Here is a 13,933-nt window from a genome sequence, read left to right as displayed (position 1 = left end):
CAGCAACATAAAAAGGTGAAATTGCGACATGCAATTTCACCTTTTTTGTGTTGTATATTTGTAATCAAATTATAATTTAAAATTTAATCGAATCATGCCCGCTTCTCTTGCGGTTATAAATAATATGACGACAAGTGGCCCGATTAGGAACCCAAGGAAGCCAAACAATTTAGCACCTATAAACATGGCGATAAGAATCGCTAAAGGGGATATACCCATTTGACTACCCATTAACTTAGGCTCTACAGCTCTTCTAATTATAAGTAAAATTATAGCAAGAACCGTAAGCTTTGTGGCGAATACAGTATCACCTACAAGGAATAAATATCCTGCCCATGGAGCCAATACTGCAATGGAACCTAAAATAGGAATAACATCTATGATCCAAATAACTAGAGACATTATGATGGCTATTTTAAATGGAACAATAAATAACAATCCTATTAAAGAAACGCCTAAAATGATGAAGCTAGCTAATATTTGAGCCTTCATAAAGCCAATGGTTACTTTCTTTACGCTAGAAGTCATGACGCGTACCTTTTCAGCAGTCCCATCCTTCAGAAAGAAAAAGAATTTTTGGCTTAGGTTTTCTAGGTCTAACATAAATAGAAAAAGAGCAATTATAAAAACTATGAAGTTTATAAGAAACTCAGGAATATTAGTTAGCAGGGCCGAAATATTTGAGTAGCTTAAAAGATCTAGAAGCGCATCCTTCATACTTGTTAAGGTAGCATTAAACTTATCCTGTATGGACTGTACTACTTCAAGAGGTAGTCCTTCGGTATACTGAAAGACGTTATTCTGAATATTTATCCATATCCCAGTCAAACTATTAAGATGATAAGGGATTACTTTTGAAGTATAAAGGAGTTGGCTTATAAGCTTAGTTACAATGAAATATAAGAGGGCCGAAATGATGGTTAGAAAAAAAATGAAGTTGGTAATAACTGCAGGTTTTCGTTTCCATTTAAATACCCTTTGAGTAAACTTTACAACTGGTTCAATAACTATCGCAGTAAGTAACGCTAAAATAATCGGAACTGACACTGGTAGGATGAAAATAGAAATGAACAGAATAAAAATAAATAGGATTATATACTTAATGTTTTCTTTTTTAAACGCTTTGAAAACCATTCTATTTTGCTCCTTTATAGATCGTTCCTTTAAGTATATACAAGGAATACCAGTTTTAACAGATAAAAAAACGTTAGAGAAATTTTTCTCTAACGTTTCATTAGTTAACCTTGGATAGCAAATTCATCTAATTCAGCTTTTAAAGCTGTTAGAGTAGTTACACAAGATTTAACTAAATGGTTCGGGAATACTTCACCTTCACCGTATTCCACACCATGCGGATAATAGTGTTTTCCTAAAACCGGTTTTAAAAGTGTAATGTTAGCTTCGTGTGCACCAACATCTCCTTCTTTTGTAAAACCGAATATACGAAGGTAGAATATACCCTCTTTAATTTCGAATTTCTTATCGTAAGTCACACGTTCATAATCCCATTGTCCGGCGCGGATTAAACCATGTTTTTTCATTATGTCGTCTAATACATTTAAGTCTAAGACTTTGTCTTCTATACCTGTATTTTCAAAATACATCGAATTGTCCTCCTTCACATTGAAGTTATACTAAGAATCTGTTCTTATTAATATTAATTCAAATTCAAAAATGTTGCAATGACAACATTGTGTATTTGTACATATCCTTGATATACTAATGAAAATGAAGGAACTTCGAAGGAGCCAAAAAAGTTGAAAACTTTATTTCATATTTTAGTTGGCATGGCTATTATATTATTAATATTCATATATTTTGATTCACCAGTTCGAGAAAATGATTTAATAACAGGTTCAAATAATAACGGCCAGCTAATTCCAGTTGAAAGAGAAGAAGTAGTCGAAACCGTTAGTATATTCACAAGGCCGAAGGAGGGAATCTCCACTTTAATAGGTAAGTCAGTAAAGGAAGTGAGGGCCCTTTATGGAAATCCTGCTAGAATAGACCCTTCCATTTATGGATATGAATGGTGGGTATATAATAAGACTTTCTCCGACTATATGTTAATAGGAGTTAAAGAAGACAAAGTAACACAAGCATTTGCAATAGGAAATCATGTTGATACTTCCCCTTACAAGATTGGTCAGTCTCTTGAAGACATCTACCGGTTCACACTAGTGCAATCCGAAGTAACGATGAATATTGGCGACAACACATATATATTTTCCTTAAACGAAAATGATATTAAAACTAGACTGCTGGTTCAATTTGATGATTTGTTCGCGATGCTCTATATTGATCAAAAGGATCAACAGCTAGAGGCTGTCAGATTTAGTGACTCACAAACTCTTCTCATGCATAAACCGTATGATATTTTATATAGTGGGGAAGTCATTGAATCTAAAACACCATCTTCCAATCTTCAAGTAAAGGCGGATAGAGCTACTGCTATCCAAGTTGTGGAGATAACAAATATTTTAAGGCTTCGACATGGGTTACGTGTTTTAGAATCAGACGTTAACCTCCAGAACTTGGCTGATATGCACAGTGAAGAGATGGCAAAGAATAATATTGTTACAAATGATAACTTTGAGATACCAAGGTTTAAAGATAAGCTTAAAGAAGCATCACTGGATTTTAATCGCGCTGGTGGTAATACTGCAGCTTTTTATTTTGATGCTGGAGAAGCTGTGAATGGTTGGTTGAATTCCCCAGACCATCGACAAACTTTATTAGGTAGGTCATATACTCATACCGGTGTAGGAGTTTACAGTAATTACTATACGCAAAACTTTATTGAGAAAAAAGATAATCTAGAATGATTATAGATGAACAAAAGTACCATTTGTTTCTTCGTACAAAGAGCGAATATGAAGTGGGACACTATGAAGGGCAGCAAAATTTGCTGCTCTTTTTTGTATGACTTCTACAGGTTCATTTATTTTAAGTTGGAGCTCATCATACGTCATATGGGATATTAACTCCACTTCGCTATTAGTAGAAGGATCTGCTGACATCACTCCTGGCACATTCTTGTAAAATTCTACAACATCTGCTTTTAAATAATAGCCATATACGACAGCCGTTAAATCACTTCCTCCTCTTCCAAGGGTAGTAAAATTGTTACTACCTTCTGTAACTCCTTGAAACCCAGGAACTACGATACATGGGTAGTCCTCAAATGTTTTTAAAATTTGTGTGGTGTCTACATTATCTATATTTGCATTGCCAAATTCTTCGTTAGTAATAATCCCAGCATTTTTACCATACAAAATAGTTGATTGAACACCGTTTTGTTTCAATTCTGCTACTAGTACAGATGCACTAATGAGCTCTCCACATGCAGAAAGTAAATCTGTCTCTACACTGTGTGGCGAGCTTGGTATAAGGTCAAGCAATGTATCGGTAGAGTAATGCTGACCTCTTCTTCCCATGGCGGATACAACAACTAACACTTTCTTATGGGCAGTGATTGCTTTTTGGATTCTTTCGATGACTAATTGTCTATTCGAAGTATCCTGCATCGCAATTCCTCCATATTTTTGCACAATCATATTTTCAACCACTCTTTTCGTGACATTTCAAACACTCCGTTCATAAAATACAAGGAATTCATTTTACTGTATGCGATTTAACAAGAATGGTGTAGGGAGTGAGCTACTATTTATCCAATAAAAGAGCTATTAGAGGGTCTGGAATATAAGATATTTGGAGATTTAAATGGTATAACGGTTCATCGTTTTATAGATCATTCCAAACAAATACAGCTTGGAGATGTATTTGTCTGGGAATCCAACAATCGTACCTTTGTAGAAGAAGCAATCCAAAGAGGGGCTAATCTAGTCATTACTCAGCATTATATTCCAGACTGTAGTGTTCCACAAATCGTTCTTCCATCAGATATGTTTTTGCTAAAAGACAAGATTGCGTATTTAACCTATAAAAAATATGGACAAAAAATAAAGACAGTAGGCATTACAGGTACCAATGGCAAAACTACCGTTGCTTCTTTTATTGGGCAGCTATTGAAGCAACAACAGAAGTCAGTATGTGTAATTGGTACTCTAGGGGTCTATGTGAATGGTGAAAAATTGGAAAGACAATTTAGAAACAATACCACTCTACCTTTTTATGATTTCATCCAGGTAGTGAGGTATTGTTATGACCATGATGTGGAATACATCGTATTAGAAGCCTCTTCTCAAGGCTTGTTGGATAACCGATTAGGAAGTTATCCAATGGACGTAGCTGTATTTTTAAATATTGGAAAAGACCATCTAGAGTTTCATGGCGGGATGGTGCCATATAAAAAATCTAAGGAGCTACTCATTCCATTAGCGAGAAAGCTAGTAGTTAATAATAATGATGAATGGTGTCGTTCAGTTGCACAAAAAGCATATATACCAACAATTCGATTCGGAAATCAGAAAGGTAACGATGTAATTTTTAGTAATGAAAAATATTTAAATGAAGAAGTTAAGTATGAATATGAAGTAAATGGAAAAGAGACGTCTGTCATCATGAGGAATAGTGGATATCATAATGGGATGAATTTAGCTGCTGCACTTGGTGCAATGTTAGGGCTTGGCCTCCCATGTGAGATGATCTATCCAGTAAATTTACCGGCTGGAAGGCTACAAAGGGTACAGAATAATAAGGGGATTGAAGTATTGATAGACTACGCACATACACCTGATGCATTAGAAGCTTGTTTGTCTTCTATTACAGTTTATGCGAAGAAAAATATATTCGTTGTCTTTGGGTGTGGAGGAAATCGTGATAAGCAAAAGAGAAAATGGATGGGAGAGGTTGCTTCCAAATATGCTACTAAGGCAATTATCACTTCTGATAACCCACGAAATGAGGAACCAGAAGCAATTATCGCAGAGATTATTCAAGGGATAGACCCTAGCAAGGTAATGGTGGAAGCTAATCGAAGAAATGCAATTCGCTTGGCATTAGCTACCGCTCAAGAAGGAGACGTCGTTCTAATAGCGGGAAAAGGGCATGAAAAAGAACAAATTATTAAAGAAGTTGTTTTACCCTTTTCTGATCTTGAAGTAGTTCAGTCTTATTTTGATGAAGGTGTAATAACAAAAAATGATCCGGTTGCATGAGCAATCTTTTTCCCATCCGGTTGGGTAACCGTGCATTCCATTACTAGCGTTTGTCTTCCTTTATGTAAGTACGTAGATGTAGCAATCAGTTGCTTTTCGGATGAAGCTTTTATGTAGTTAATCGTCATATTAGTTGTAACGGCACCTTTTCCTTCTGGATGAAGGTCTTTGTTCACTAAAAATCCCATAGCATTATCGACCAAAGTTGCAATGACACCACCATGAGGCATATCAAAGCTGTTATGAATTAGTGGGGTAACAGGAAGTGTTACAATACATTGGTTGTCCTCAAAACGAGTGTCCATTTGAAACGTCGCATTTAGGTATGTAGGGGCAAGTCCTTCTTGTTTCTTTTTTAATCCGGTAAGGAAGTCTGTCAGTAAGCCTTTTTCCGTTTCTGAGGCTTCTTTTGTAACTTGTTCAAATAGAGTTTGTAAATTTTCCATAGAAAGTCTCCTAACACTTAAGTTATTAGTTTAACAATTGTCTCCAGTTTTCTGTTATGATAAACAGGATTGGAGGTTTTATTTATGATTATGACTGATGAATGGGTGGATATAATGGATCACTCAGACCTATTATGTACAATGATTTTATCCTCTGAACCATTTTACCTTTACTTAAATGCACATCGTGCTGTATATACAAAACCTGAACTAGTGCGGGAAATCAACAGCTTTACCCGACTGAAGGACCAATATGAAGAGGTTCAACGCTTTGGAAAATACCATCCAGATTACTCAAGAGTCATGAAAGACATTCGTGTAACTAAACGTAATCTTGATATGGTAGATGAAATAGCAGCTCTTAAGGTGGCTGAAAACGAGTTACAGGACCTCCTCGATGAGGTAAGCTTGATTATTGGTAAAACAGTCTCAGAAGGAGTCAAAGTACCTGTAAGTAATCCATTTTTCGCTTCTAGCGGTTCAAGCTGCGGTAGTGGCTGTGGAACCGGCGGGTCGTGCTCTTGCTCAGCTTAAGAAAATCACAAAATTAAAAGTCAGCTAATCAAACAAATGGATAGCTGCACCAAATAAATTAGGAAGGATGTGTACATTAATTGTGCACATCCTTTTTTTACTCATAAAATTCTAGTTCAACTTTAATACATCAATTGCTAGGTCAGGTCTATCTGTAATAATCCCTTTTGCTCCATTTTGAATAAGCTTTTTCATTACCTCTGGATCATTGATGGTCCAATAATGTACTGGGATATTTAAAGTAGATAAAAATTTTATAAATCCAGGACTGTCTAGAGAAACCATTTTGGCTCTTAGCGGTAACTGAAAAATGTCCGCCTTGGGATGATATAAATGTCTAAATTGTGAAGTGTAAGCTGTGTATGCTTTTTTGACTTCTTTTTCTCCGGCACCTAAAGCAACTCTGTTTTGAGCGTAGAGGTTGAACCGATCAATTTGTTCATCAAAGAAGCTTGTTACAACTACCCGATCAAAGGCTTGTTTTTCTTCTATCAATCTCCATAGCTTAGATGGCATCAGACTACCTTCATAAGTTGCGGGGTTGTCCTTTATGTCCATATTAATGAGCATTTGTGGATAAGCATCGATTAACTCACCAAGTGTTACCACTCGTTCACCTTTGCCTCTATAAGAAAAGCCATCTTTTATATCTTTAAAATGATACCCTATATCTGCATCTCTAAGCTCAGACAACGTGTAGTCTGCAACCTTGCCTGTAAGATCTGTTGTTCTTTCTAATGTTTCGTCATGAAATACAATGATTTCTTCGTCTTTAGTTAATCTCAAATCAATTTCAAAGCCATGGACTCCTAATTTTGCAGCATTATCAAAAGCAGCCATGGAGCCTTCAGGAGCAAGGGCTAGTCCTCCTCGATGTGCAAGAATAATGGGATGTTCATACTTTAATGCTTCCTTTGAAGGGCGGCTATCAGGCTTTGATAAAGCTTTTGTACTAGCCCAAGCGGCACCTGCAGCAGCAGCAATTGCAAGAGCTACATTAGATTTTTTCCCCATATTTTAATCCCCCTTTTTGGACTTATTCAAATTGTAGCAAGATAATAAGAACTTAACTCACTTATGTTTGCGACGATTTCTTTAATTATAGCCAATTGATATTTAGCTGTCAGCTAGTTGTTGTTGCTATCAAAATCCTCCATATGTTATTCTTGAAGGAAGAAATGAGGGGAAGCGTATGACAGAAAGACAAGGACTAATTGTCTATGTGCATCATTTAAAGCAGGCTAAATCTTTAAGAAAATACGGGCATGTCCATTATATTTCTAAAAAAATGAAATATGTCGTTTTATATTGTGATCAGGATCAGATAGAAGCGGCTAAACAAAAGATGAATAAACTTCCTTTTGTAAAAGAAATATTAGAGTCCTATCGTCCGTTTGTAAAAACAGAATTTGAAAATAGTAAACCAGATAAAGCTAAAGAGTATGATTATAAAATCGGTCTATAGCATTTTATTGGAATGGTGGTATATAATGGTTTAATCTTAGGATTCCAATGATATACTGATAAAATAAATGCGTATCTGCAAACGTCGAGGAATGCTTAATAGATATTTGTATTGGTTCAACCTGTAACTCGTTTAAAGTTTCTTTAAATGTACTTAGTCTTTTGGATTCTGGCTGTGACTGGGGAATGCCCTCACGGCAAATGTAAATTGGGAAAAATTTGGTATCATTTATGGGTTTTAGAGCAATTGCTATAGAAATATAGTCCTTCCCATTTTTGGGTGAAGAGAAGATAAATGCTCTGTAAATACGTTCCTTGTTTACACGTGCTAATTCACATAGCTCAAATGTATCTCCGTAACCTTCGCCAAGTTCTATAAAACGTTGGATCAATGAAAACACTTCCTTTCCAATTCATCTTACCACTATGTTGGAGGACAATTCCATGAAAATTATTGTAGGCTTTATATCTATGCTTTTAGTAGTAACAAATTGCGTTTTATTATTATTTCAATATGAGGTGTACTCCTCCAATATAGATGAAGAAGTACAGGACTTTTCATATGAGCAAGAAGTAGATATCCAATTATTTGAAAATAGTATACAAGTAAATCATCACTTTTTTAACTTACCAAAGGAGAAAGTCTCTATTTTATGGCCAATTGCTAGTGAAAATAGGAGCTGTTTAAACGGTGCTGGAAACAGCTGTAAACGTTTTGCAGAAGACTTGAGTAGCTTTCTTGAAGATGAAGTCTCCAGTCAAAGTGTATCCTATACTTTTCCTTTGCCAAATGGCTTAAAAGAAGGAGTCGTTCTTTCTGATTTTCTCTTAAAGCTAGAAAATGGTGATGTAACCTATACAACATTACATATAACAGACTCTTTAAAAAGAGGCGGAATGTGGGTAAGTGGACTACCTAAGATTGGTAACTCTTCTTTAGACTTAATTGACTACTCACTTTCTATTGGAGAAGGTACTGTACAAGAGTTATATTGGCAACAAGAAGCTTTACCGATTCAATACCAAAATGATCATTATTCGGTCTATTCCAAGGAGCCGGTAGCGGCTGGTCTACAAAAGCTTTTAGATGAATTACAATTACCTAACACTAGACATTCTTCTATTTTAGTTGAGGATAATAAGTACAAAGTGAACGCATCCAATATTTTATTTTTGGAAAATGAGGACTTGCCTTCTATACAGAGAGATATAGCTGTTAAAAATATTCAGGATGGCTATAATTTACCGACCGAAAATCTTTTGCTAGCAGAAGTAGTAAGCAGCTTTCTAATGGAGTCTCCTGTGGGGGCTGAAAAGTCAATATGGATGTATGAGACCTTAACTAATTATTTGACTAATAGTCAATTGTCCGAATGGAAGTCCTTGTTGGAAAATCAGAAGGAGTTAAGTGCGGAGAAGTTGGATAAGCTATTGTCATCTCTTCTGGATTCCAAAACTTCATTTTTCGAATGGAATGATCTGCAAAACGACAAGTTCCCATTGTTGTTTGAAGATTCACGACCTGTATATATTAACGATGGCATACAAAAGGACATCGACGTCCTATTTAAGGATGGAAAGGTTTTGTATGCAGCAGAACCATTATTAGATGTGTTGGGCTATACGTATGACGACACAGATAAAGGTTTATACGTCCAAAATGAAACTAGGGCATTTAGATTTCCTATTCAAGAACCATTTTATGTTTATAATCAAAAAAGATATGATGCCATGTCCGAGCCCTTTGAAAAAATCGGTTCAAAATTTTATATAGAAGAGACGTGGATGATTCGTTTGTTTTTGTTGAACATAGATAAAGAGGACGGACGAATTCATTTACAAGAAGAAACGTCTAATTAATGCTGGGAGAAATAGTATGAGAGTTATTTCAGGAACTAGAAAAGGATTACCATTGAAGGCAGTACCAGGAACTAATACAAGACCTACTACAGATAAGGTGAAAGAGTCTATTTTTAATATGATTGGGCCGTACTTTAATGGCGGAACGGCTGTGGACTTATTTGCAGGCAGTGGTGGACTAGGGATTGAGTCTTTAAGTAGAGGTATAGAAACATGTATTTTTATTGAAAAAGATTATAAAGCGATTCAAACCATTAACGAAAATCTAAAAAAATGTCGCTTAGAAGATGCAAGCGAGATATACAAAATAGATGCATCTCGTGCAGTAAAGGCATTTGAAAAAAGAGCGTTGAGTATAGAGCTATTATTCGTTGATCCTCCCTATAGTAAAACTCCTTTTTATAATCTGGTTGGGGAGATAGTGGAAAAGGGTCTAATGTCTGAAACAGGAACAATCGTCTGTGAGCATGAAAAGATGGTGGATCTACCGGATGCTTATGGAGAGTTCCAGCTTTCACGCAGAGAAAATTATGGTGGGACGGTTATTTCCATTTATCGTTACCAAGAAGAAGAGGGGAAATCACATGAGTAAAATGGCAGTTGTTCCAGGAAGTTTCGATCCAATCACTTATGGACATCTTGATATTATTACTCGAGGAGCTTCTATTTTTTCAGAGGTTTATGTAGTTGTTTTAAATAACTCCTCTAAAAATCCTCTATTTTCTGTAGAAGAACGAGTAAAGCTTATTCAGGAAGTAACTGCCCACTTGCCCAATGTAAAGGTAGAAACCTTCTCAGGTTTACTTATGGACTATGCTCAGAACGTAGGAGCAAGTGCAATCATTAGAGGTCTTAGAGCAGTCTCTGACTTTGAATATGAGATGCAAATCACCTCTATGAATCGAGTTTTGAATGATGAAATAGAAACATTTTTTATCATGACCAAAAATCAATATTCATTTTTAAGCTCTAGTATAGTAAAAGAAGTTGCTAAGTACGGAGGCAACATTGGAGAGCTAGTACCACCACAAGTGGAAATAGCACTTAAAGAAAAGTATAAGCATCAACCATAACCTTGCCCTCGGGCAAGGTATTTTTTTGCCTCCGATCAATATATGACAGAAGTGTTACTGGTGCCTGGCACCAGTAACACTTCTGTCATTTAGCCAAGTATGAAAAATAGTGGAATGATGAGCATGTTGAGCAAACGGAACATGAGGTATTTCCGAATGGGTATGCCTGCTTTTTGAGCAAGAACAATTATTTGCATATGAATACTTAAACCGCTAAAAGCAATAATAAGAGCAATGATAAAAGGAAGGTAGTAGGATCCTGATAGTATTTGTCCGGCAAGGCTAATCCCACCCGTCATTTCAAAAAGTGAGGATACAAAAACTAGGACAGTTGGTGAAATAGTTGGGATGATTTCTTTTAAAGATTCAAATACGATATAGCTAATTGTAGTAAAGAAGATAACGGTCGTCCCAATAAGTAAAAGGATTTGATAGGTTTCTTTTATGCTCTCTTGGAAGGGAGAGGTGTTAGCTTCTTTTTTGTATGTATTCATTTGAATAGGCTTGGAGAAAATAATGAATACTAGTAGGAAAATAAGGTTGACTACATGAATGATGATTAATAATTTAAGCCCCGCTATTTCTGCGTTAAATATTTCAATTCCCACAAATCCGATCACAAACATTGGGCTAGGTGCGTGGCAAATAGCTAATAGCCAGCTTGCATTCCGGGCGTTTAAGGTGCCTATTTCCTTTAAGGAGGATATAATGGCTGCTCCACTAGGGAAGCCCCCAAGAGCTGTCAGGAGGTAAATATTAAAATAAAGTTTAAATTTGTTACTGGTAGATAAAAATTTTTTCTGAGTGCGAATAAACATTTGAGTGATCACCAAATAAGGTAATAGGTAAGGCATGAGAGAGGTAGTGAAGATGCGCATCCCTTCTAATGCACCTTTATGTGAAACTCCAGGCTGTAAAAATAAGAGAATAATAAGTGCCCAACTGCCAACTGTAACAATAATATGCATTTTGCGTCATTCCTTATCTCTTAAAGGAAAACATTTTTTCCTCAAAGCGTAGTTTTTGTAAGATTTCTTTCTTGAACAGAGTTACTCATTCTTTTAAATCTTCCAGAGTTAGCAATATTTTCTTAATATGTTTTGTCAGTCAAAATTGGAAGTGATAAACTTATATTTATATTTAATTATTTATGAAAGAGAGGGATAACTTATGAAGAAGATAAAACCAATCGTCCTTCTTTTTATTGTTGTAATTATTTTGGCATTAGGCTTCTATCCAATGGAATCCTACATTTCAAGACCAGGCGGAGCTTATGAGCTTTCACCATTGGTACATGTTGAAAATGGAGATGAGGATGACGAGGGTACATTAAGTCTTCTAACTATTGCTCTATCAAAGGCGACTCCTCTCACGTATGCGTACGCGAAAGTAACAGATAGTCAAAAGATTTATCCTGCCGATCAAATTCGCCAAGAGGACGAAGATGAAGAGGAATATAATGTACGTCAATTAAAGCTTATGTCTGATTCTCAGTTTAATGCTATTACGGTGGCTTTCGATCGAGCGAAAAAACCATACACCGTTATTAATCACGGAATATTTATTTTTAATGTAGTGGATGGAGGGGGCGCTCACAATATTCTAAAACCAGGAGACAAAATTTTAGAAATGGATGATTTGTCTGATCTGACTGGAGACGTGATTGCTAAGTACTTAGCAGATAAAAAAGAGGGAGATACCGTTCGTTTAAAGGTCGAGCGGGAAGAAAAGGTGCTTACTAAAGAGGTAACCCTTAAATCGGTCCCAGGGGTCCTTGAAAAGGCTGGTATTGGTATTTCCTATACTGAAAACAAGGTAGTAGAAACCACCCCGTCTGTAGAGATTAAATCCGACGATATTGGAGGTCCATCGGCAGGTCTAATGTTTACCCTTGAGTTATTAAACCAACTGCTTCCAGAGGACATAACAAAGGGCTACGATATTGCAGGGACTGGTGAAATGCTACAAGATGGTACTGTTGGAAGGATAGGCGGAATCGACTTAAAAGTAATTGCTGCAGATAAAAAAGGGGTAGATTTCATGTTTGCACCCGACGATGATATACCTGAAGAAATTGTTGCTAAAAACCCAGATCTTACCTCTAACTATGAAGAAGCTTTAAAAACGGCAAAAAAAATTGGCACAAAGATGAAAATTGTGCCAGTGAAAACCATTGACGATGCAATGGAATATTTAGATAACCTAGAACCTAAATGATTAAATTCTAATTGGTATCTTTCTATATTCGCTCCCAACCATGGATGAACCAAATTTAGTTTGAAGTCCTAAATAATATAGATTTGCGGCTTTAATATCAAGCTGCAGTAGTATATTATCCTTGCTTGCAGCCACCCTACTAACTAGAGGGAGCTGCAAGTCTTTTTTTATGGATTGGAGGTAGGTCTGTCCTTTTTGACTCATTGCAAGTGGTCGGATATAGGTAGGGTACTCAATAGCTCTTAAATCTTCCCATGTAAATGCATTATAAATATGGGTCAACATTCTTTGTATTCTTGTCCAGGTAAATCGTTTGGATTTTATTTGCTCCATAAATGGGAAGAAACTGTCATGCTTTGCAGCAGCGTTCCAAATAGCATTTTCAATGCCTTCCGTCACCTCTGCATACTTTGCAATGCTATGTTTATCCTGGCGCAAAATAATTAGGCGCAAAATAGGATAAAAACGCTCCCAGCTACCGAAACTTTCTGCCTGGTCAATCCATTTGGTTAGACCCAGAAGACTTGTGTCGGGTAAATATGGATGAATTTTAGAAAGCTCTTTTTCTTCGAAGAGCACCTTTCTAATTCCAGTGGCACTCGCTATCGATTCTGTTTTTTTAGCATCATCGTGGTAGTTAGCCACAATGCGTTGAATTGTAGTTGGCTTGATGGATGAATTTATTTGACGTGCAGCCTCCATGTAGTGGTAGCCTAAGATGTTATTTGGTTTAGACAAATCCACTAGAGGTTCAGTTGCTTCTTTTGCCAATAAAAGATATGCCTCGTTCAGTGCTTTTGGATAACTAATCCCTCTTTTTATAAACTGAGAGATAGCCTCGTTGTATTCGTTCTTTTTGAAGGTTAACAACTTAACTGTATGATTAAAAGACTCTATTGACCCTTCCTCACTTCCAAAACAAAAGCTGTCGCATTTTAATGCATCCAATAAAAAAATAGCTCCCTTAGCAAAATCACTTGCCTGTGCAGTTGCAAATGCATATGGTAACTCTATAACTAAATCGACACCAGCATCTACTGCCATTTTAGCTCTAGTCCATTTATCTACAAGCGCTGGCTCTCCACGCTGCAAGAAGTTGCCGGACATGACAGCGATTGAAAGTTCGCTATTCGTCTGTTTAATGGACTGTTGTAAATGGTGTAGATGACCATTATGAAATGGATTGTATTCTACAACAATTCCTGTGGCTTTCATTATA

The 13,933-nt window shown here is 36.3% G+C and carries 16 protein-coding genes; 8 read left to right on the top strand and 8 right to left on the bottom strand.

The genetic code is table 11. The annotated features are described in order from the left end of the window. Positions 1-69: 69 nt before the first annotated feature. On the bottom strand, positions 70-1,134 hold the full coding sequence (ytvI, locus tag M3627_RS03485) for a sporulation integral membrane protein YtvI (RefSeq protein WP_169358953.1): 1,065 nt from the start codon (positions 1,132-1,134) through the stop codon (positions 70-72). 104 nt (positions 1,135-1,238) lie between these two features. After that, positions 1,239-1,604: a YugN family protein gene (locus M3627_RS03480; RefSeq protein WP_169358954.1), complete on the bottom strand. Its 366-nt coding sequence runs from the start codon at positions 1,602-1,604 to the stop codon at positions 1,239-1,241. 153 nt (positions 1,605-1,757) lie between these two features. Between M3627_RS03480 and M3627_RS03475 the strand changes: the two genes are divergently transcribed. Next, entirely contained in the window at positions 1,758-2,825 is a 1,068-nt protein-coding gene (locus tag M3627_RS03475) for a CAP domain-containing protein (RefSeq protein ID WP_169358955.1), read from the top strand. Here M3627_RS03475 and M3627_RS03470 read toward each other — a convergent pair whose 3' ends face one another. Beyond that, positions 2,826-3,557: an amino acid kinase family protein gene (locus M3627_RS03470; RefSeq protein ID WP_277347072.1), complete on the bottom strand. Its 732-nt coding sequence runs from the start codon at positions 3,555-3,557 to the stop codon at positions 2,826-2,828. 108 nt (positions 3,558-3,665) lie between these two features. Between M3627_RS03470 and M3627_RS03465 the strand changes: the two genes are divergently transcribed. Further along, positions 3,666-5,120, top strand: coding sequence for a UDP-N-acetylmuramoyl-L-alanyl-D-glutamate--2,6-diaminopimelate ligase (locus M3627_RS03465; protein WP_353056451.1), 1,455 nt, complete (start codon positions 3,666-3,668; stop codon positions 5,118-5,120). Here M3627_RS03465 and M3627_RS03460 read toward each other — a convergent pair. After that, entirely contained in the window at positions 5,075-5,566 is a 492-nt protein-coding gene (locus M3627_RS03460) for a PaaI family thioesterase (RefSeq protein ID WP_169358957.1), read from the bottom strand. The two genes, M3627_RS03465 and M3627_RS03460, sit on opposite strands and share 46 nt — an antisense overlap. Before the next feature lie 84 nt (positions 5,567-5,650). Between M3627_RS03460 and M3627_RS03455 the strand changes: the two genes are divergently transcribed. Continuing rightward, complete coding sequence (locus M3627_RS03455; protein WP_169358958.1) at positions 5,651-6,100, top strand: YlbF/YmcA family competence regulator; 450 nt, start codon at positions 5,651-5,653, stop codon at positions 6,098-6,100. Positions 6,101-6,211: 111 nt separating this feature from the next. Here M3627_RS03455 and M3627_RS03450 read toward each other — a convergent pair whose 3' ends face one another. Next, positions 6,212-7,114, bottom strand: coding sequence for a glycerophosphodiester phosphodiesterase family protein (locus M3627_RS03450; RefSeq protein ID WP_169358959.1), 903 nt, complete (start codon positions 7,112-7,114; stop codon positions 6,212-6,214). A 178-nt stretch (positions 7,115-7,292) separates the two neighbouring features. Here M3627_RS03450 and M3627_RS03445 point away from each other — a divergent pair, with 178 nt between their 5' ends. Then, a complete protein-coding gene (locus M3627_RS03445; RefSeq protein WP_169358960.1) occupies positions 7,293-7,565 on the top strand; it encodes a YlbG family protein in 273 nt (90 codons plus the stop codon). Positions 7,566-7,569: 4 nt separating this feature from the next. Here the strand turns inward: M3627_RS03445 and M3627_RS03440 are convergent, their stop codons facing one another. Then, positions 7,570-7,965, bottom strand: coding sequence for a DUF7147 family protein (locus M3627_RS03440; RefSeq protein ID WP_340884320.1), 396 nt, complete (start codon positions 7,963-7,965; stop codon positions 7,570-7,572). Between the two features lie 43 nt (positions 7,966-8,008). Here M3627_RS03440 and M3627_RS03435 point away from each other — a divergent pair, with 43 nt between their 5' ends. The 3 genes from M3627_RS03435 to coaD are packed head-to-tail and all read left to right on the top strand — an operon-like array spanning position 8,009 to position 10,497. Next, a complete protein-coding gene (locus M3627_RS03435; RefSeq protein WP_169358962.1) occupies positions 8,009-9,424 on the top strand; it encodes a hypothetical protein in 1,416 nt (471 codons plus the stop codon). 16 nt (positions 9,425-9,440) lie between these two features. Then, a complete protein-coding gene (rsmD, locus tag M3627_RS03430) occupies positions 9,441-10,016 on the top strand; it encodes a 16S rRNA (guanine(966)-N(2))-methyltransferase RsmD (protein ID WP_169358963.1) in 576 nt (191 codons plus the stop codon). Continuing rightward, positions 10,009-10,497, top strand: coding sequence for a pantetheine-phosphate adenylyltransferase (gene coaD / locus M3627_RS03425; protein WP_169358964.1), 489 nt, complete (start codon positions 10,009-10,011; stop codon positions 10,495-10,497). Before rsmD ends, coaD begins: the two co-directional genes overlap by 8 nt. Before the next feature lie 89 nt (positions 10,498-10,586). On the opposite strand, the gene M3627_RS03420 is transcribed toward coaD, so the two are convergent. Then, positions 10,587-11,465 carry a hypothetical protein gene (locus M3627_RS03420; RefSeq protein ID WP_169358965.1) on the bottom strand — a complete coding sequence of 293 codons (879 nt, stop codon included), beginning with the start codon at positions 11,463-11,465 and terminating at the stop codon, positions 10,587-10,589. Between the two features lie 202 nt (positions 11,466-11,667). Here M3627_RS03420 and M3627_RS03415 point away from each other — a divergent pair, with 202 nt between their 5' ends. Then, on the top strand, positions 11,668-12,714 hold the full coding sequence (locus M3627_RS03415) for a SepM family pheromone-processing serine protease (RefSeq protein ID WP_169358966.1): 1,047 nt from the start codon (positions 11,668-11,670) through the stop codon (positions 12,712-12,714). Here M3627_RS03415 and M3627_RS03410 read toward each other — a convergent pair whose 3' ends face one another. Next, positions 12,715-13,929 (bottom strand): nucleotidyltransferase, encoded by a 1,215-nt coding sequence (locus M3627_RS03410; RefSeq protein WP_169358967.1) that lies wholly within the window; start codon positions 13,927-13,929, stop codon positions 12,715-12,717. It lies immediately after the preceding gene. Positions 13,930-13,933 lie beyond the last annotated feature (4 nt).

It is taken from the genome of Psychrobacillus sp. MER TA 171 (assembly GCF_023713305.1).
Lineage (GTDB): Bacteria > Bacillota > Bacilli > Bacillales_A > Planococcaceae > Psychrobacillus.
This window is presented reverse-complemented; position numbering and strand designations above follow the sequence as displayed.